The following is a 14180-nucleotide window of genomic DNA, read 5'->3' as shown; positions in this document are numbered from 1 at the left end:
CGCTTCCCACCGCTTAAGCGCAAGCGCCCTCACCTCTCAGAACGACGCAATCCGACGCTGCCCGACAGATGTCGAGTGCGCCGCGCATGCGGCTCGCCTTGACTTATCGCACCTCAATAAATATCCAACCGGTTGGATATTTATTGGAAAACCCATGGGCAGGCACAGAACCATCGACCGCGAGGCGGTTCTCGACGCGGCAGAACGGGTCGTGATGCGGGCGGGAGCCGCGCATCTGACGCTGGATGCCGTGGCGGCCGAGGCCGGCATCAGCAAGGCCAGCGTCCTCTACGACTACAAGAGCAAGCGCGCACTGATCGGCGCCGTCATCGAACGTCGCGTCGGCACCGAGGAAAAGCGGATCCAGGCTTTCATCGCGGCCGAAGCCGGCAAGCCGGATGCGGATATTCACGGGCGCCTCGCCGCCGCCTCGCGCTCATCGTCGGAAGAAGACCGCGCGGTCGCCCTCAACCTCTGCGTCGCCCTGGCACAGGATGCCGAGTTGCGCGGGCCCGTGCAGAAGTCGCTGCAGAACACGCTCTCCGCCATCGCCGCATCCTCGACACATCCGCGCGGTGCACTGCTCGCCTTCCTCGCCGTCGAGGGATTGACCCTGCTCGACTGGTTCGGGCTGCTCAGCTTCCCGGAAGCCGAGCGCGACAGGTTGATCGCCGAGATCGGCTGGTTGGTCGGGCAGTCGCCGAGCGCACTTCCCCAAACCTGAAACGCAACCAGATCACATATCGAGCGCCGAGCCCGAACCCATGCCTTTCTCGTCTTTGACCCTCTCCCGCATCCTCGTCATCGCGCTGCCGCTGTTCGCGGCCGCCTGCAGCGAGGAAAAGCAGCCGACCAAGACCGCTGCCCAGATGCCACCCGTGACGGTCGGCATCGTCACGGCCGAGGCGCAGAACCTGCCGGTGACCAACAACCTGCCGGGCCGCATCGCGCCGACGCGCATCGCGGAGGTGCGCCCGCGCGTCACGGGCATCGTCGTCGAACGGGTGTTCCAGCAGGGCAGCCTCGTCAAGGAAGGCGACGTCCTCTACCGGATCGACCCGGCCCCGTTCCGGGTGCGCGTGGCCAGTGCCGAGGCGACCCTGAAGCGCGCGGAAGCGACGCAGTTGCAGGCCCGCCAGCAATCCGACCGCATCATCGAGCTGCGCGAGCGCAACGTCGCCAGCGCGCAGCAGCAGGAAAGCGCGACCGCGGCGCTGGCCCAGGCCGATGCCGATGTTGCGGCTGCTCAGGCGGGCCTCGCCGCGGCGCAGCTTGACCTGCAATACTCGGAGGTCCGCGCCCCGATCAGCGGCCGGATCGGCCGCGCGCTGATCACGGAAGGCGCGCTCGTCGGCACCGGCGCCGCCGACATCCTGGCGACGATCCAGCAGCTCGACCCGGTCTATGCCGACTTCACCCAATCCGCCGGTGAATTGCTGGCGCTGCGCCGCGCTCTCAAGCTCGGCGCACTGACGAGCTCGGACCCAGGTGCAGCCAATGTCCAGCTGCTGTTCGACAATGGCGAGCGCTATCGCCATTCGGGCAAGCTGCTGTTCTCGGAGGCCACCGTCGATGCGACGACCGGGCAAGTGACGCTGCGCGGCGAGTTCCCGAACCCGGAAGGCGATCTCCTGCCCGGCATGTATGTCCGCGTCGAGATCGAGCAGGGCGTGCAGAGCAACGCCATCGCCGTGCCGCAGCAGGCGATCCAGCGCGATGGCCGCGGACAGGCGCAGCTCTACATCCTCAAGCAGGACGGCACGCTGGAGCTGCGGCCGGTCCGCGCCGGCCGGACGCTGGACAACCGGCAGGTGATCGATGACGGGCTGAAACCCGGCGAACAGGTCGTCGTCGAAGGCTTCCAGAAGATCCGCCCGGGCGCGAAGTTCACCGGCGCACCCTGGCAGGCAGCCGCTCCAGCCAAGACCGCCGGCAAGCAGGGCTGATACGATGCCGAGCTTCTTCATCGACCGGCCGATCTTCGCCTGGGTCGTCGCGATCTTCATCATGCTCGGCGGGATCATCACGATCCCGATGCTGCCGATCGCGCAATACCCGAACGTCGCGCCGCCGCAGATCACGATCAGCACCAACTACCCCGGCGCCTCGCCGGAGGACATCTACCAGAGCGTCACGCGCCCGGTGGAAGAGGAGCTGAACGGCGTTCCCGGCCTGCTCTATTTCGAGTCCACCTCGGAGGCGAACGGCCGCATCAACCTGACCGTCACCTTCGCGCCCGGCACCAAGATCGGCGAGGCGCAGGTCGAGGTGCAGAACCGGATCAGCCGCGTCGAGCCGCGCCTGCCGCGCTCGGTCGTGCAGCAGGGCCTGCGCGTCGAGCAGGCGGGCACCAGCTTCCTGCTGCTGGTCACGTTGACGTCGGAAGATGGCCGTCTCGATGCCGTCGGGCTCGGCGATTATCTCAGCCGCAACGTGCTCGGCGAGATCCGGCGCGTCTCCGGCGTCGGCAGCGCGACGCTCTTCGCGACGCAGCGCTCGATGCGCATCTGGATGGATGCCGAGAAACTGCTCGGGCTCAAGCTGACCGCGAGCGACGTCATCGCCGCCGTGCAGGCGCAGAATGCGCAGGTCGCGGCCGGCCGCGTCGGAGCCCAGCCCAATCCGATCGGCACGCAGCTTTCCGCCACGGTTCTGGTCAGGGGCCAACTCACCACGCCGGAGGAGTTCGGCGCAATCGTGCTGCGCGCCAATACGGACGGTTCTTCAGTGCGGCTGCGCGACGTCGCGCGCGTCGAGGTCGGTGGCGAATCCTACAACTTCTCGACCCGTCTCAACGGCCAGCCGAGCGCAGCCATCGGCGTCCAGCTCTCGCCGACCGGCAATGCGCTGGCGACGGCGACGGCGGTGCGCGCCAAGATGGACGAACTCGCCCGCTTCTTCCCCGCCGGGCTGAAGCAGGAGATTCCCTACGACACCTCGCCCTTCGTGCGGGTCTCGATCGAGAAGGTGATGCACACGCTGCTCGAAGCGATGGTGCTCGTCTTCGTGGTGATGTTCCTGTTCCTGCAGAACTTCCGCTACACCGTGATCCCGACGCTGGTCGTGCCGGTCGCGCTGCTCGGCACCTGCGCGGTGATGTTCGCCGCCGGCTTCTCGATCAATGTGCTGACCATGTTCGCGATGGTGCTGGCGATAGGCATCCTCGTCGACGACGCCATCGTCGTGGTCGAGAACGTCGAGCGCATCATGGCCGAGGAAGGGCTGCCGCCAAAGGAGGCGACCCGCAAGGCGATGGGCCAGATCAGCGGCGCGATCATCGGCATCACGCTGGTGCTGACGGCGGTGTTCGTGCCGATGGCCTTCTTCCCCGGCGCGGTCGGCATCATCTACCAGCAATTCAGCCTGACCATGGTGGTCTCGATCCTGTTCTCGGGCTTCCTGGCGCTGACGCTGACACCGGCGCTCTGCGCCACCTTCCTGAAGCCGATCGCCAAGGGCGGCCATCACGAGAAGAAGGGCTTCTTCGGCTGGTTCAACCGCGGCTTCGACCGCGCGACGAACCGCTACGCCGGCGCCGTCGGCGCGATCACGCGCAAGCCCGGCCGCTACATGGTGATCTATCTCGCGCTGCTCGCCGGTCTCGGCTGGGGCTTCCTGCGCCTGCCCTCGGCCTTCCTGCCGAACGAGGACCAGGGCTATCTTCTCGTCGACATCCAGGCGCCGCCGGAAGCCAGCGCCAACCGCACGCTCGAAGTCCTCCAGCAGGTCGAGAAGATCGTGCTGGCCGAGCCTGCGGTCTCCCGCATGGTCGGCATCTCCGGCTACAGCTTCGCCGGCGCCGGCGAGAATGCGGCGCTTGCCTTCATCACCCTGAAGGACTGGAGCGAGCGCGGCCCGAACGATTCCGCCGCGGCGATCGCGCAGCGGATCAACGGCAAGATGTTCCAGATCAAGGACGCGCAGACCTTCGCGCTCTCGCCGCCGCCGATCTCGGGCCTGGGCAACTCGACCGGCTTCAGCTTCCGCCTGCAGGATCGCGGCGGCCTCGGCCAGGAGGCACTGTCGGCGGCGCGCACGCAGCTGCTCAATGCCGCCACGCAGAGCCCGGTGCTCGCGGGGGTGCGCGTCGAGGGACTGGCCGACGCCGCCCAGGTCAACCTGATCATCGACCGCGAGAAGGCGAATACCTTCGGCGTCGCCTTCGCCGACATCAACGCGACGATCTCGGCCAATCTCGGCTCCTCCTATGTCAACGACTTCCCGAACGCCGGCCGCATGCAGCGCGTGACCGTGCAGGCCGATGCGAGCCAGCGCATGCAGGCGGCCGATCTGCTGCGCCTCAACGTCCGCAACGTGCATGGCGGCATGGTGCCCTTCTCCGCCTTCGCTACGGTCGAATGGCAGAAGGGGCCGACGCAGGTCGTCGGCTACAACGGCTATCCGGCCGTGCGCATCGCCGGGCAGGCCGCACCGGGCTATTCGTCGGGCGCGGCGATCGCGGAGATGCAGCGGCTGGCGCGCGACCTGCCGCAAGGCTTCGGCTACGAATGGACCGGCCAGTCCCTGCAGGAGATCCAGTCGGGATCGCAGGCGCCGTTCTTGATCGGGCTCAGCATCCTGTTCGTCTTCCTGCTGCTCGCGGCGCTCTATGAGAGCTGGTCGATCCCCATTGCGGTGATGATGGTGGTGCCGCTCGGCGTCATCGGCTCGGTCGCGGCGGTGACGCTCAGGGCGATGCCCAACGACGTCTACTTCATGGTCGGCCTGATCGCGATCATCGGCCTCTCGGCCAAGAATGCGATCCTGATCATCGAGTTCGCCAAGGACCTCCATGCCGAAGGCAAGCCGCTGCTGGAGGCGACGGCCGAGGCCGCGCGGCTGCGCTTCCGCCCGATCCTGATGACCTCGCTCGCCTTCACGCTCGGCGTCGTGCCGCTGGCAATCGCGTCCGGTGCGAGCGCGGCGAGCCAGAACGCGATCGGCACCGGCGTGCTCGGCGGGATGATCTCGGCGACGGTCCTCGCGGTCTTCCTCGTCCCGGCCTTCTTCGTCTTCGTGATGAATCTGTTCCGCCGGGAAGAAAGCTCCAAGCGGGCGCCGCTGGAGATCGTGGAGCAGAAATGAGGGCTGGGGGCGGCGTTTCAGCCGCCCCTTTGCCTGTCGAAGCGCAGCCAGCGATGCTCTGCCGAAGAGGCGACCGCGCATTCGATGAAGCGGACGCCGCGGGCGCCGTCGACCACGGTGGGGTAATCGGCATCCAGAGGATCGGCCACGCGCCCCGCCTGACGGGCGCGGATATCTGCGAAGACGCCGCGATAGATGTTGGCGAACGCCTCGATGAAGCCTTCCGGGTGACCGGGAGGGATCCGCCCTGCCCGGCGTGCCGATTCACACAGCCAGGGCGACGCGCGCGTCAGGACCTGCATCGGGCCGTCATTGCGGTGATGGACGAGCCGGTTCGGCTCCTCCTGCCGCCATTCCAGCGTTCCGAGTTCGCCCGAGACGCGCAGCCGGAGGTCGTTTTCCAATCCGGCATTGATCTGCGAGGCGACGAGCACGCCCCGCGCCCCGCCGGCAAGGCGCAGCAGGATGCTCGCGTCGTCATCCAGCGCCCGGCCGGGCACGAGCGCACCGAGATCGGCGACGAGTTCCTCGATCGCGAGCCCCGTCACGGCCGAGACAAGGTTTTCGGCATGCGAGCCGATATCACCCAGCGCTCCGGCGATGCCGCTGCGGGCGGGATCGGTGCGCCACCCAGCCTGCTTGTTGCCAGTCTTCTCCAAAGCGGTGGCAAGCCAGCCCTGATTATACTCGACTACGACCTTGCGGATGGCGCCGAGCGCGCCGGAGCGCACCATCTCGCGCGCCTGCCTGATCATCGGATAGCCGGTGTAGTTATAGGTCACGCCGAAGACCGTTCCGCCTGCCGTCACCGTTTCGACCAACGTATCGGCCTGGGCGCTCGTATGAACCAACGGCTTGTCGCAGACGACGTTGAAGCCCGCTTCGGCGAAGGCCTGCGCGATCGGGAAATGGCTATCGGTCGGAGTGACGATGACGACGGCATCGACACGGGCCTCCGGCGGGCGCTCCAGTTCCGCCTCGAGCAACGCCTGCCAGCTTGCATGGTTGTTCATATCGCTGAGGCCGAGAGCGCGCCCGGAGGCCAAGGCCTTCTCCGGCGTCGAKGACAGCGCGCCGGCCGTCAGCTCCGCCTGCCCGTCGAGGGCGATGGCATGGCGGTGCACGGCGCCGATGAAGGCGCCGTGACCGCCGCCGACCATGGCATAGCGCAGCCGGGTGGGAAGTGCGTCGGTCATCGGCCTGTCCATGCGTGAACTGGTGGCCGCCCCGGAAACGGAGCGGCCGGGAAGAGATCCGAAACGCCTTCAGAACGGCGAGTCGGGGAAGTAGAAGTCCTTGGCGTTGCTCTTGTCGATCAGCACCGAGGGGATAATCGTGGTCGCCGGCAGCTTCTCGCCCTTCAGCCGCGCCTCAGCCGTCAGCTTGATCGCGTCGTAGATGAACTTCGGCGAATAGCTGACATTGGCCTGGATGCGCGGGTCCTTATTGTCGAGGATGACCTTGACCATGTCCTTGGCGCCGGCCCCGCCGAAGATGATCTTGATATCCTTGCGGTTGGCCTGGTCGATGGCGCGGATCGCGCCGAAGGCCATGTCGTCATCCGCGGCCCAGAAGGCGTCGATGTCCTTGAAGCGCGTCAGGAAGTCCTGCGTGACCTTGTAGGCGTCGTCGCGGTTCCAGTTGGCGAACTTGGCGTCGAGCAGCTTGATGTCGGGATGGCCCTTCAACACGCCGTTGAAGGCGTCCATGCGCTCGGTGTCGAGCGTGGTCGGAATGCCGCGCAACGCGACGACCGTGCCTTTCCCGTTCAGCGTCTTGGCGATGTACTCGGCCGGGATCTTGCCGAAGGCGGTGTTGTCACCCGCGACATAGGCGTCCTGGGCGGAGGTATCGGTGAGGCCGCGGTCGACGACCGTCACATAGGCGCCCTTCGCCTTCACATTGGCGACCGGCCGCGTCAGCGCCGCCGACTCGAAGGGGAAGACGACGAGCGCATTGATCTTGTTGACCGTGCTCAGGTCCTGAAGCTGGTTCGCCTGCTCGGTCGCGTTGGCCGCCGTGCGGATCGTGATCTTGAGGTCCTTGTGCTTGGCCTCCAGATCCTTCTTCGCCTGGTTCGCCCAGTAGTTGATGCCGCCCATGAAGCTGTGGGTCGCGGCGGGGATCGAGACACCGAGATTGACAGGCTCGGCGGCGGCACCGCTCGCCGCGAAAGCGAGGCCCGCTGCCGTGGCGGCGAGCAAGAGGCTGCGTCTGGTCTGCGTGGACATCGCTTCTCTCCCTATCCGGCTCGCCTTCAGCGGCGGCCTTTCTGCAAAAACGCGACGGTGATGATGACGAAGCCCTGCACGGCAGCATTGAGATAGACGCTGATCAGGCTCGTCAGGTTGAGGATGTTGCTGATCACAGAGAGCAGGATCGCGCCGATGACCGTGCCGGTGATGCTGCCCTGCCCGCCCTTGAGCGCGGCGCCGCCGACGATGACCGAGGCGATGGCCTCCAGCTCCCAGAGCAGGCCGGTGGTCGGCGATGCCGAGCCGAGACGCGGCACATAGAGCAGCGTGGCGATGCCGACGCAGATGCCGAGCAGCATGTAGGTGAGGATCTTCACCCGCTCGACATCGACAGCCGCATAGCGCGCGACCATCTCGTTGGAGCCGATGGCCTGGACGTGGCGGCCAAAGGGCGTCTTGTTCAGGATCAGCGCGCCGATGACGGCGACCAGCAGGAAGACGATGACGGGTACGGGCACGCCGGCGAGGCTGCCGTAATAGACCGGTGCGTAGATGTCTGCGAGGCTGTTCTCCAGCGTCAGCGCGCCGCCATCGGCGAAATAGGTCAGGTAAGCGCGGAAGATGCCGAGCGTGCCCAGCGTGACGATGAACGGCTCGATGCGCCCCTTGGCGATCAGCACGCCATGGATCAGGCCGAAGACCGCGCCGAGCAGCACGGCGAGCCCAGCCCCGCAGAAGACCGCGAGCAGAGGCGAGCCCAGTGCGCCTGCCGCCCAGTTGATGAACATGATGACGCAGCCGGCGATCAGTGCCGCCATGGAACCGACTGAAAGATCGATGCCGCCGAGGATGATGACGAAGCACATCCCCACCGCGATGATGCCGATGAAGGCGGTGCGGGTCAGCACGTTGAGGCCGTTGTCCAGCGTGGCGAAGTCGCCGTTGAGCAGCGCGCCCAGGCCGCAGAGCAGGATAAGGCCGACGATAGGGCCGATGCTGGCGATGCGCTCGGCCAGCGGCGTTCCCGCCTCGCGACGCGCTGCTGCGGGTCCGGCCTGCAAGGTCTCAGGCTGCGACATGGCGCGCTCCCGTTGCGTAGGCGATCATCGTGTCTTCCGTCATCTCGTCGCCGGTCACGGTCGTCACCAACCGTCCCTCGCGCATGATCGCGACGCGATGGGCTAGCCCGATCAGCTCGATCAGCTCCGAGGAGATGACGACGACAGCGAGCCCCTGTGCCGCCAGCTTCTGGATCAGGAAGTAGATTTCACGCTTGGCGCCGACATCGACACCGCGCGTCGGCTCGTCGAGCACCAGAACTTTCGGCTGCGGGTGGAGCACCTTGGCGAGCGCCAGCTTCTGCTGATTGCCGCCCGAAAGGGAGCCTGCGCGCACCTCCAGCGACCCGGTACGGATGCCAAATTCGGCGACAGCCGTCTTCAGCGCCTCGCGCTCGGCGCCCTGGTCGAGCCAAGGTTTGGCGTAACGCTCCAATGCCATGAGGGTCAGGTTCGGACGCAGCGGAAAGGCGACGTGCAGCCCCTTTCCCTTGCGATCCTCGCTCAGATAGGTGAGCCCGTTGCGGGCAGCGTCGCGCGGCGAGCGCAGCGTGATCGCCTTGCCGCCAAGCCGGATCGCGCCGCGGCCGGCCCTCAGCCCCATGATGCCCTCGAACAGCTCGGTGCGGCCAGCCCCGACCAGCCCGGCAAAGCCGAGAATCTCGCCCGGCCGTACCGCAAACGAAATATCCTGCGCCCAGCCAGGTACGGTGAAGGCCTCGACCTGCAGCGCCGGCGCGGCCGAGGCGTCCGGTTCGATCTTATCGGGAAAGAGATCGGAGATCGCGCGGCCCACCATCATCGTCGCCATATCGTGGCGGGTCAGCGAGGCGGTGGGTGCGCGGCCGACCAGCCTGCCATCCCGCATCACCACCACCTCGTCGGTGATGCGCTCGACCTCGTCGAGCTTATGCGAGATGTAGACGATGGTGACGCCTTGCGCCTTCATCCGCTCGATCAGCCCGAAAAGGCGCGCCACCTCCGATGGCGTCAGCGTCGCGGTCGGCTCGTCCATGATGAGGAGGCGTGCCTTGCGCGAGAGCGCCTTGGCGATCTCGACCAGTTGCTTCTCGGCGACGATCAGGCGGCGCACCGGTTCGTCCGGGTCGCGGGCAAGACCGACCTCCGCGAGCGCGGCTTCAGCTTCGCAGCGCATGACGCGCTCGTCGAGAAACCAGCCCTTGCGGCGCTCATGGCCAAGGAAGATGTTCCCGGCGATCGTCAGATCCTCGGCCAGGTTGAATTCCTGGTGGATCAGCACGATGCCGCGCGCCTCGGCGTCGCGGGAGCCGGAGAAGGAAACGGGTTCTCCGTCGACCAGCACCAGGCCTTCGCTCGGCTGCTCATAGCCGGCGAGTATCTTCATCAGCGTCGACTTGCCGGCGCCGTTCTCGCCGAGCAATCCGTAGACACGGCCGGGCTCGAGCGCGAAGGAGACGCCGTGCAGGACCTGGACCGGACCAAAGCGCTTGACGATGCCGTCAAAGGCGACCGAGAGACCCGCCCGCTCCTGCCGCGTTCCGCTCATGCCGGGCTCCCGCTGCGCAGGGCCTCGCGCATCGCGAGCACGCCGGCGCCGATCAACCCCGTCTCGGAGCCGAGCGGGGCGGCAGTGATTTCGAGATGGCGGGTCGAGAGGGCGAGCGAACGCTGGTTCACGCTCTGGCGGATGGCGGCAAGAAACATCGGGCCGATCGCTGCGACGCCGCCGCCGATGAAGATGTGGGACGGGTTGTAGAAATTGACGAGCGCCGCCAGCACCTGGCCGATCAGCCGGCCGGAGCGCCGCACGATCGCATCGGCCTCCGCATCACCGGCGCGGCAGGCCGCGCCGACATCGATCGCTTCCACCCTGCCCTTTCCGGCGAGCTTCGCGGCAAGCGCCGGGCTGCGTCCGCTCCGTGCAGCCTCCGTGCCCATCGCCCCGATCGCGGGCGCCGCTGCCATGGCTTCGACGCAGCCACGATTGCCGCAGCGGCAGAGCGGCCCCTCAGGATCGGCGCAGATATGGCCGATGTCGCCGGCTGAACCGGTCGAGCCGCGATAGAGTTCGCCATGGCAGACGATGCCGCAGCCGATGCCGGTGCCGACCTTGATGACGAGGAAATTGTCGATCTGCTTGCGCTGCCGCCAGAGCACGCCGAGCGCCATCAGATTCACGTCGTTGTCGACGAAGACCGGGGCATCGGTGATCTCGCCGAGATCGTCGCGGATCGCGTAGCTGTCCCAGCCCGGCATCAGCGGCGGATTGACGAGCTGGCCAATGGCGAAGTTGACCGGGCCGGGCACGCCGATGCCGATGGCGAGAACACGGTCCGGCTCGATGCCGTTCTGCGCGAGCATCGCGGGCAGCAGGCTGCGCAGCCGGGCCATGATCGGGCCTGGCCCGGCTCCGACATCGGCCTCCTGCGAATGGCGCGCGATGATCGAAAGGTCCGGCTGGAGCAGAGCCACGTCGAGGCTGGTCGCGCCGATGTCGACGCCGACGAGGATGCCGATCCGGCCATTGACCCGCAGCGTCTCGGGGCGGCGCCCGCCGGTCGAATGCTGGACCCCGGCCTCGTCGAGCAGGCCCTGATCAAGCAGTCCAGCTGCCAGCGCATTGGTCTTGCTGCGCGAGAACTGCAGCGTGTCGGCCAACGCATAGCGCGCAACGCCCCCGGACCAGAAGGTCGCTTCGAGCAGCGCGAGCTCATCCGGGCTCAACCTGTGCCAGGGCAAGGCTATGACCGTCCTCCCCATCCATTCGATCTTGTCGCGACCGATTGCCGAACAGGCTAGGAAAGCTGCCGCGTATGCTCAAGACCGAACTTCGGCCAGATTACGGCAAAAGAGAAACGGAAGGCATCGCCCGGGCTTGCGGGGCCCCGGGATGATGTGATCGGGCTGCTCGTGCTGGCGCAGCCGAAATGCTCGACGAGCCCGCCAAAGGGGCAGAGGAACCGAGCCGTCCATGCATCGAGAGCGCGAAGCGGGCACGATCGCCGGACCGGCCTGATCGAAGGCGGAAGCTTCGCGATGGCTGAAGCAGGAGCCTGCGATCTGACAGAATAGGCCTCGGCCAGGCTGCATCGGACGTTCCTGCGCCACTGCTATTGCGGCACCGCAAACTCCTGCCAATGCAGTGTCACAGGGACTGCAAGCCCTCAGACGGCCCGGGCTCCGTTTTTGCGCCCGTGGCAAACCCGGAGACTTCGATCCGTTAAAAGCGGCTATTCTTCGATCCCTGATGAACTCATCAGACCTGATAGACGCTGACGGCGGACTTCAAGAGCGTTTTGTCCGCATCTGCGGAGGAGAACTGGGAATTGTTGTTCGCCGGCTGCAGCTGCAATGCGTTGTTCATTCCCCAGATCGCAGCCTGTGTTCGGTTCTGAACCCGGATCTTGCGCAGGATGGCTTTGACGTGGACCTTTACGGTCGCCTCGGCGATATCGATCTTTCGCGCGATCGACTTGTTGGCGTCCCCTTCGATCAGACAACGCAAGATCGCCATTTCCCGCGGAGAAAGCAGCGGTGCGCCCGCGCTCTCCGGTGGAGAGCATGGCAAAACCGGCTCGTCGTCGACGGGAACGGGGACGGCTTTAGGGCGGCGATTTTTTTTGACGGAGGACGTCGATGACGGGAACGTCGGGGGGAACACCGTCTCACCCAGCATCACCAGTTCAATCGACTTGACGAAGGAGTCGCAGGAAATGACGTTGGCGAGGTAGCCGCTGGCCCCGGCCTTGAATGCCAAAGCTGGCTCGTTCGGCTCGTAGTGATCCGTGACAACAGCGATCGGCACGTCCGGATGCTGGTCCTTTACAAGCTCGATTTCCGCTACCGCGAGGTCGAAGTCATCGCTGGTGTGAGCGATGAGAAACATGAGCCTCTGGGCACGAAGCTTGCTCGCCAATTGCTCTTCATAGGACGCCGAGGAAAGGATACGAAAATTCTTCTCCAGTAAAACCCGGGCAATGCCCTCTTTCATCAGGGAGTATTTTCCGATGAGGACGATACCATACGCTTTACTCTCCCGCATTCGTCCCTCCTGAACCATCAGGAAAACTCATATCCCCTCTAGGTAGGCCAGGCATCGGCTTTAGTCGTCAGCGGAAATCTTTATATATCGAAATTGCAAGATTATATTCTAACGAAATCCATCTCGCCTATATTCGACGAATAATTACTCATCGACGCAAATTTTTGACGGTCGATATTCGATCGGCCTTTTAATCGCCTCAGATCGTTAGGGAAACTTTCAGCCAGTGAAATGCCCGTAACGTGTCAGTCATCAGCTCGACGTGGAGTCGAACGGTCGGCATCGGCAGAACTTATTATTAGCTAAAATTCGCACGGCCGGCAAGCCAATTAGCAAATCATTAACTCTCGCACCAAGGCTTCGCACTGACGATGCCCTTGCGTCATGCCGCATCGAATGTCGAATAGCGAATTGTTTTTTATCGATTAAATTCTGAAGAGCGGCGGATTAACCTAAAATATGAATGACAGACCGTCCCCCGCGTTAGAGTCCTGTCTCTGAGCCGATAGCTCAGTGTCGCCGCAACATAGACAGCTGCAAGCTCATCCGGCCCCGGGCGTAAGAAAAATGCCGCTCCGCGCGATCGAAATCGGCTCTTCAATCTGCGACATGGCCGCCGACCGAACATGCCGACCACCAAGAATCTCGTAAATTGCCCAGCGTGGTTTCCCAACACACCGCCCGCCCGAGATTCCATGAAGCAGCGCCGGGCGTGCTTCACACTCAACTTTCTCGCCCGGAGCGAGCTCCGGGCCAGATTGAGCCCACCCTCAAGGTCGAGTGTCATCCCCCTTTCGATGTCGCGCGCGCACCTCTCAGCATATAATGCAGACGAATTCGTCCACTTAGCATCCGGAACGTTTCCTTCGGATTCAGGATCAAATCGAATGCCTTTGCCGCGATACCGACAGAAAGCTTACGCCCATCAAATTGATACCCAAGCTCTCGCAAGCGCTCCGCATGGTAATCCCAGAATTTCTTGTCCTTAAATTTGAAAGCACTGGCAGAAAGATAAGAATAGTACTGATCCAACAGCTCTCCGACGCGCTCTTCACGCTCACGCTTGGTCAAGTACCAGTCGCCATACTCTTGGCAGTCGCTGATTTCTGCCGAGACATAGGCATTGAATTCGAGAGAGGAGGTCGTTGCCCTCTGGTAGTGAATTCGCTCGTGCGCAAGAACCTGATGCACAAAGCCGAAATCCGCATATCGCAGATGCTTCAAGCAGGCACTGATATCCGCTTCCTGGGTCGGATTTGGAAAGAACTCGTCAGTATTCCGCATCAGATCTGACCGATACAGAACCGAGGTCGGGTTTCCCAGCACTCTCTGCGCCCCGAGCAGGTGAGCGCGACAGATATCTCGACCCGAAACCACGGTTTGCGAATACGGCAACCCAACGTTCCGAACGTACCAGATGTCTTTGGCACCGCTCAGTTGATAGGCGCCGACGATCCCTACCGACGGATTCTCCTCGGCGACACCGACCATCTTTTCAAGGCACTCCGGGTAGATCCAGTCGTCACCCGAGACCACTTTGCAATACTTGCTGTCTGCGGAAATCAGGCCAAACGCCTTGTTATGGTTTGCTATAATCGGCAACAGAGTTTCATTGCTGACAACACGAATGCGGCTGTCCCGCCGACGATACTCCTCAGCAATGTCGAGCGTCCCATCGGTGCTGGCATTGTTGAGAATGATGTATTCGAAGTTCTCGTAGGTCTGAGACAAGACGCTTTCGATACACTCCCGAAAAAACTCTCCGCCATTGTATACAGGCGTCACAACGCTAACCAGCGGACCAGCTTTCGTGTTCAT

General features: G+C 64.4%; 10 protein-coding genes. 3 read left to right on the top strand and 7 right to left on the bottom strand.

Annotated elements, in window-relative coordinates:
• Window positions 1-154 precede the first annotated feature (154 nt).
• Genes AB4Z10_RS19505 through AB4Z10_RS19495 form a run of 3 tightly spaced genes read left to right on the top strand, consistent with a single transcriptional unit; the run spans window position 155 to window position 5085 of the window.
• Window positions 155-724 carry a TetR/AcrR family transcriptional regulator gene (locus AB4Z10_RS19505; protein ID WP_441472045.1) on the top strand — a complete coding sequence of 190 codons (570 nt, stop codon included), beginning with the start codon at window positions 155-157 and terminating at the stop codon, window positions 722-724.
• A 40-nt stretch (window positions 725-764) separates the two neighbouring features.
• The gene (locus AB4Z10_RS19500) at window positions 765-1946 is read left to right on the top strand and encodes an efflux RND transporter periplasmic adaptor subunit (RefSeq protein WP_441472044.1); all 1182 of its coding nucleotides are present in this window, start codon (window positions 765-767) and stop codon (window positions 1944-1946) included.
• Window positions 1947-1950: 4 nt separating this feature from the next.
• The gene (locus AB4Z10_RS19495; RefSeq protein ID WP_441472043.1) at window positions 1951-5085 is read left to right on the top strand and encodes a multidrug efflux RND transporter permease subunit; all 3135 of its coding nucleotides are present in this window, start codon (window positions 1951-1953) and stop codon (window positions 5083-5085) included.
• A gap of 17 nt (window positions 5086-5102) precedes the next feature.
• Here AB4Z10_RS19495 and AB4Z10_RS19490 read toward each other — a convergent pair whose 3' ends face one another.
• The 7 genes from AB4Z10_RS19490 to AB4Z10_RS19460 form a co-directional block, all read right to left on the bottom strand.
• Window positions 5103-6281: a Gfo/Idh/MocA family protein gene (locus AB4Z10_RS19490; RefSeq protein WP_441472042.1), complete on the bottom strand. Its 1179-nt coding sequence runs from the start codon at window positions 6279-6281 to the stop codon at window positions 5103-5105.
• A 69-nt stretch (window positions 6282-6350) separates the two neighbouring features.
• Entirely contained in the window at window positions 6351-7316 is a 966-nt protein-coding gene (locus tag AB4Z10_RS19485) for a substrate-binding domain-containing protein (RefSeq protein ID WP_441472041.1), read from the bottom strand.
• Between the two features lie 26 nt (window positions 7317-7342).
• Window positions 7343-8359: an ABC transporter permease gene (locus AB4Z10_RS19480; protein WP_441472040.1), complete on the bottom strand. Its 1017-nt coding sequence runs from the start codon at window positions 8357-8359 to the stop codon at window positions 7343-7345.
• The gene (locus AB4Z10_RS19475) at window positions 8346-9866 is read right to left on the bottom strand and encodes a sugar ABC transporter ATP-binding protein (protein WP_441472039.1); all 1521 of its coding nucleotides are present in this window, start codon (window positions 9864-9866) and stop codon (window positions 8346-8348) included. The genes AB4Z10_RS19480 and AB4Z10_RS19475 overlap by 14 nt, the downstream gene beginning before the upstream one ends.
• The gene (locus tag AB4Z10_RS19470) at window positions 9863-11080 is read right to left on the bottom strand and encodes an ROK family protein (protein ID WP_441472038.1); all 1218 of its coding nucleotides are present in this window, start codon (window positions 11078-11080) and stop codon (window positions 9863-9865) included. Before AB4Z10_RS19470 ends, AB4Z10_RS19475 begins: the two co-directional genes overlap by 4 nt.
• 496 nt (window positions 11081-11576) lie before the next feature.
• Window positions 11577-12362 carry a LuxR C-terminal-related transcriptional regulator gene (locus AB4Z10_RS19465; protein ID WP_441472037.1) on the bottom strand — a complete coding sequence of 262 codons (786 nt, stop codon included), beginning with the start codon at window positions 12360-12362 and terminating at the stop codon, window positions 11577-11579.
• Window positions 12363-13145: 783 nt separating this feature from the next.
• Window positions 13146-14180 (bottom strand): glycosyltransferase family 2 protein, encoded by a 1035-nt coding sequence (locus tag AB4Z10_RS19460; protein ID WP_441472036.1) that lies wholly within the window; start codon window positions 14178-14180, stop codon window positions 13146-13148.

The sequence above is a fragment of the Allobosea sp. RAF48 genome (genome assembly GCF_052114025.1).
In the GTDB taxonomy this organism is placed as follows: Bacteria; Pseudomonadota; Alphaproteobacteria; order Rhizobiales; family Beijerinckiaceae; genus Allobosea.
Note: the sequence above shows the minus strand (reverse complement) of the source record. Positions and strands in the feature narration are given on the sequence as shown.

Excerpts from the sequence above, each read along its gene's own strand:
- AB4Z10_RS19495 (WP_441472043.1), top strand. The coding sequence starts at position 1,951 with ATGCCGAGCTTCTTCATCGACCGGCCGATCTTCGCCTGGGTCGTCGCG.
- AB4Z10_RS19470 (WP_441472038.1), bottom strand. The coding sequence starts at position 11,080 with ATGGGGAGGACGGTCATAGCCTTGCCCTGGCACAGGTTGAGCCCGGAT.
- AB4Z10_RS19480 (WP_441472040.1), bottom strand. The coding sequence starts at position 8,359 with ATGTCGCAGCCTGAGACCTTGCAGGCCGGACCCGCAGCAGCGCGTCGC.
- AB4Z10_RS19460 (WP_441472036.1), bottom strand. The coding sequence starts at position 14,180 with ATGAACACGAAAGCTGGTCCGCTGGTTAGCGTTGTGACGCCTGTATAC.
- AB4Z10_RS19505 (WP_441472045.1), top strand. The coding sequence starts at position 155 with ATGGGCAGGCACAGAACCATCGACCGCGAGGCGGTTCTCGACGCGGCA.
- AB4Z10_RS19485 (WP_441472041.1), bottom strand. The coding sequence starts at position 7,316 with ATGTCCACGCAGACCAGACGCAGCCTCTTGCTCGCCGCCACGGCAGCG.
- AB4Z10_RS19475 (WP_441472039.1), bottom strand. The coding sequence starts at position 9,866 with ATGAGCGGAACGCGGCAGGAGCGGGCGGGTCTCTCGGTCGCCTTTGAC.
- AB4Z10_RS19465 (WP_441472037.1), bottom strand. The coding sequence starts at position 12,362 with ATGCGGGAGAGTAAAGCGTATGGTATCGTCCTCATCGGAAAATACTCC.
- AB4Z10_RS19500 (WP_441472044.1), top strand. The coding sequence starts at position 765 with ATGCCTTTCTCGTCTTTGACCCTCTCCCGCATCCTCGTCATCGCGCTG.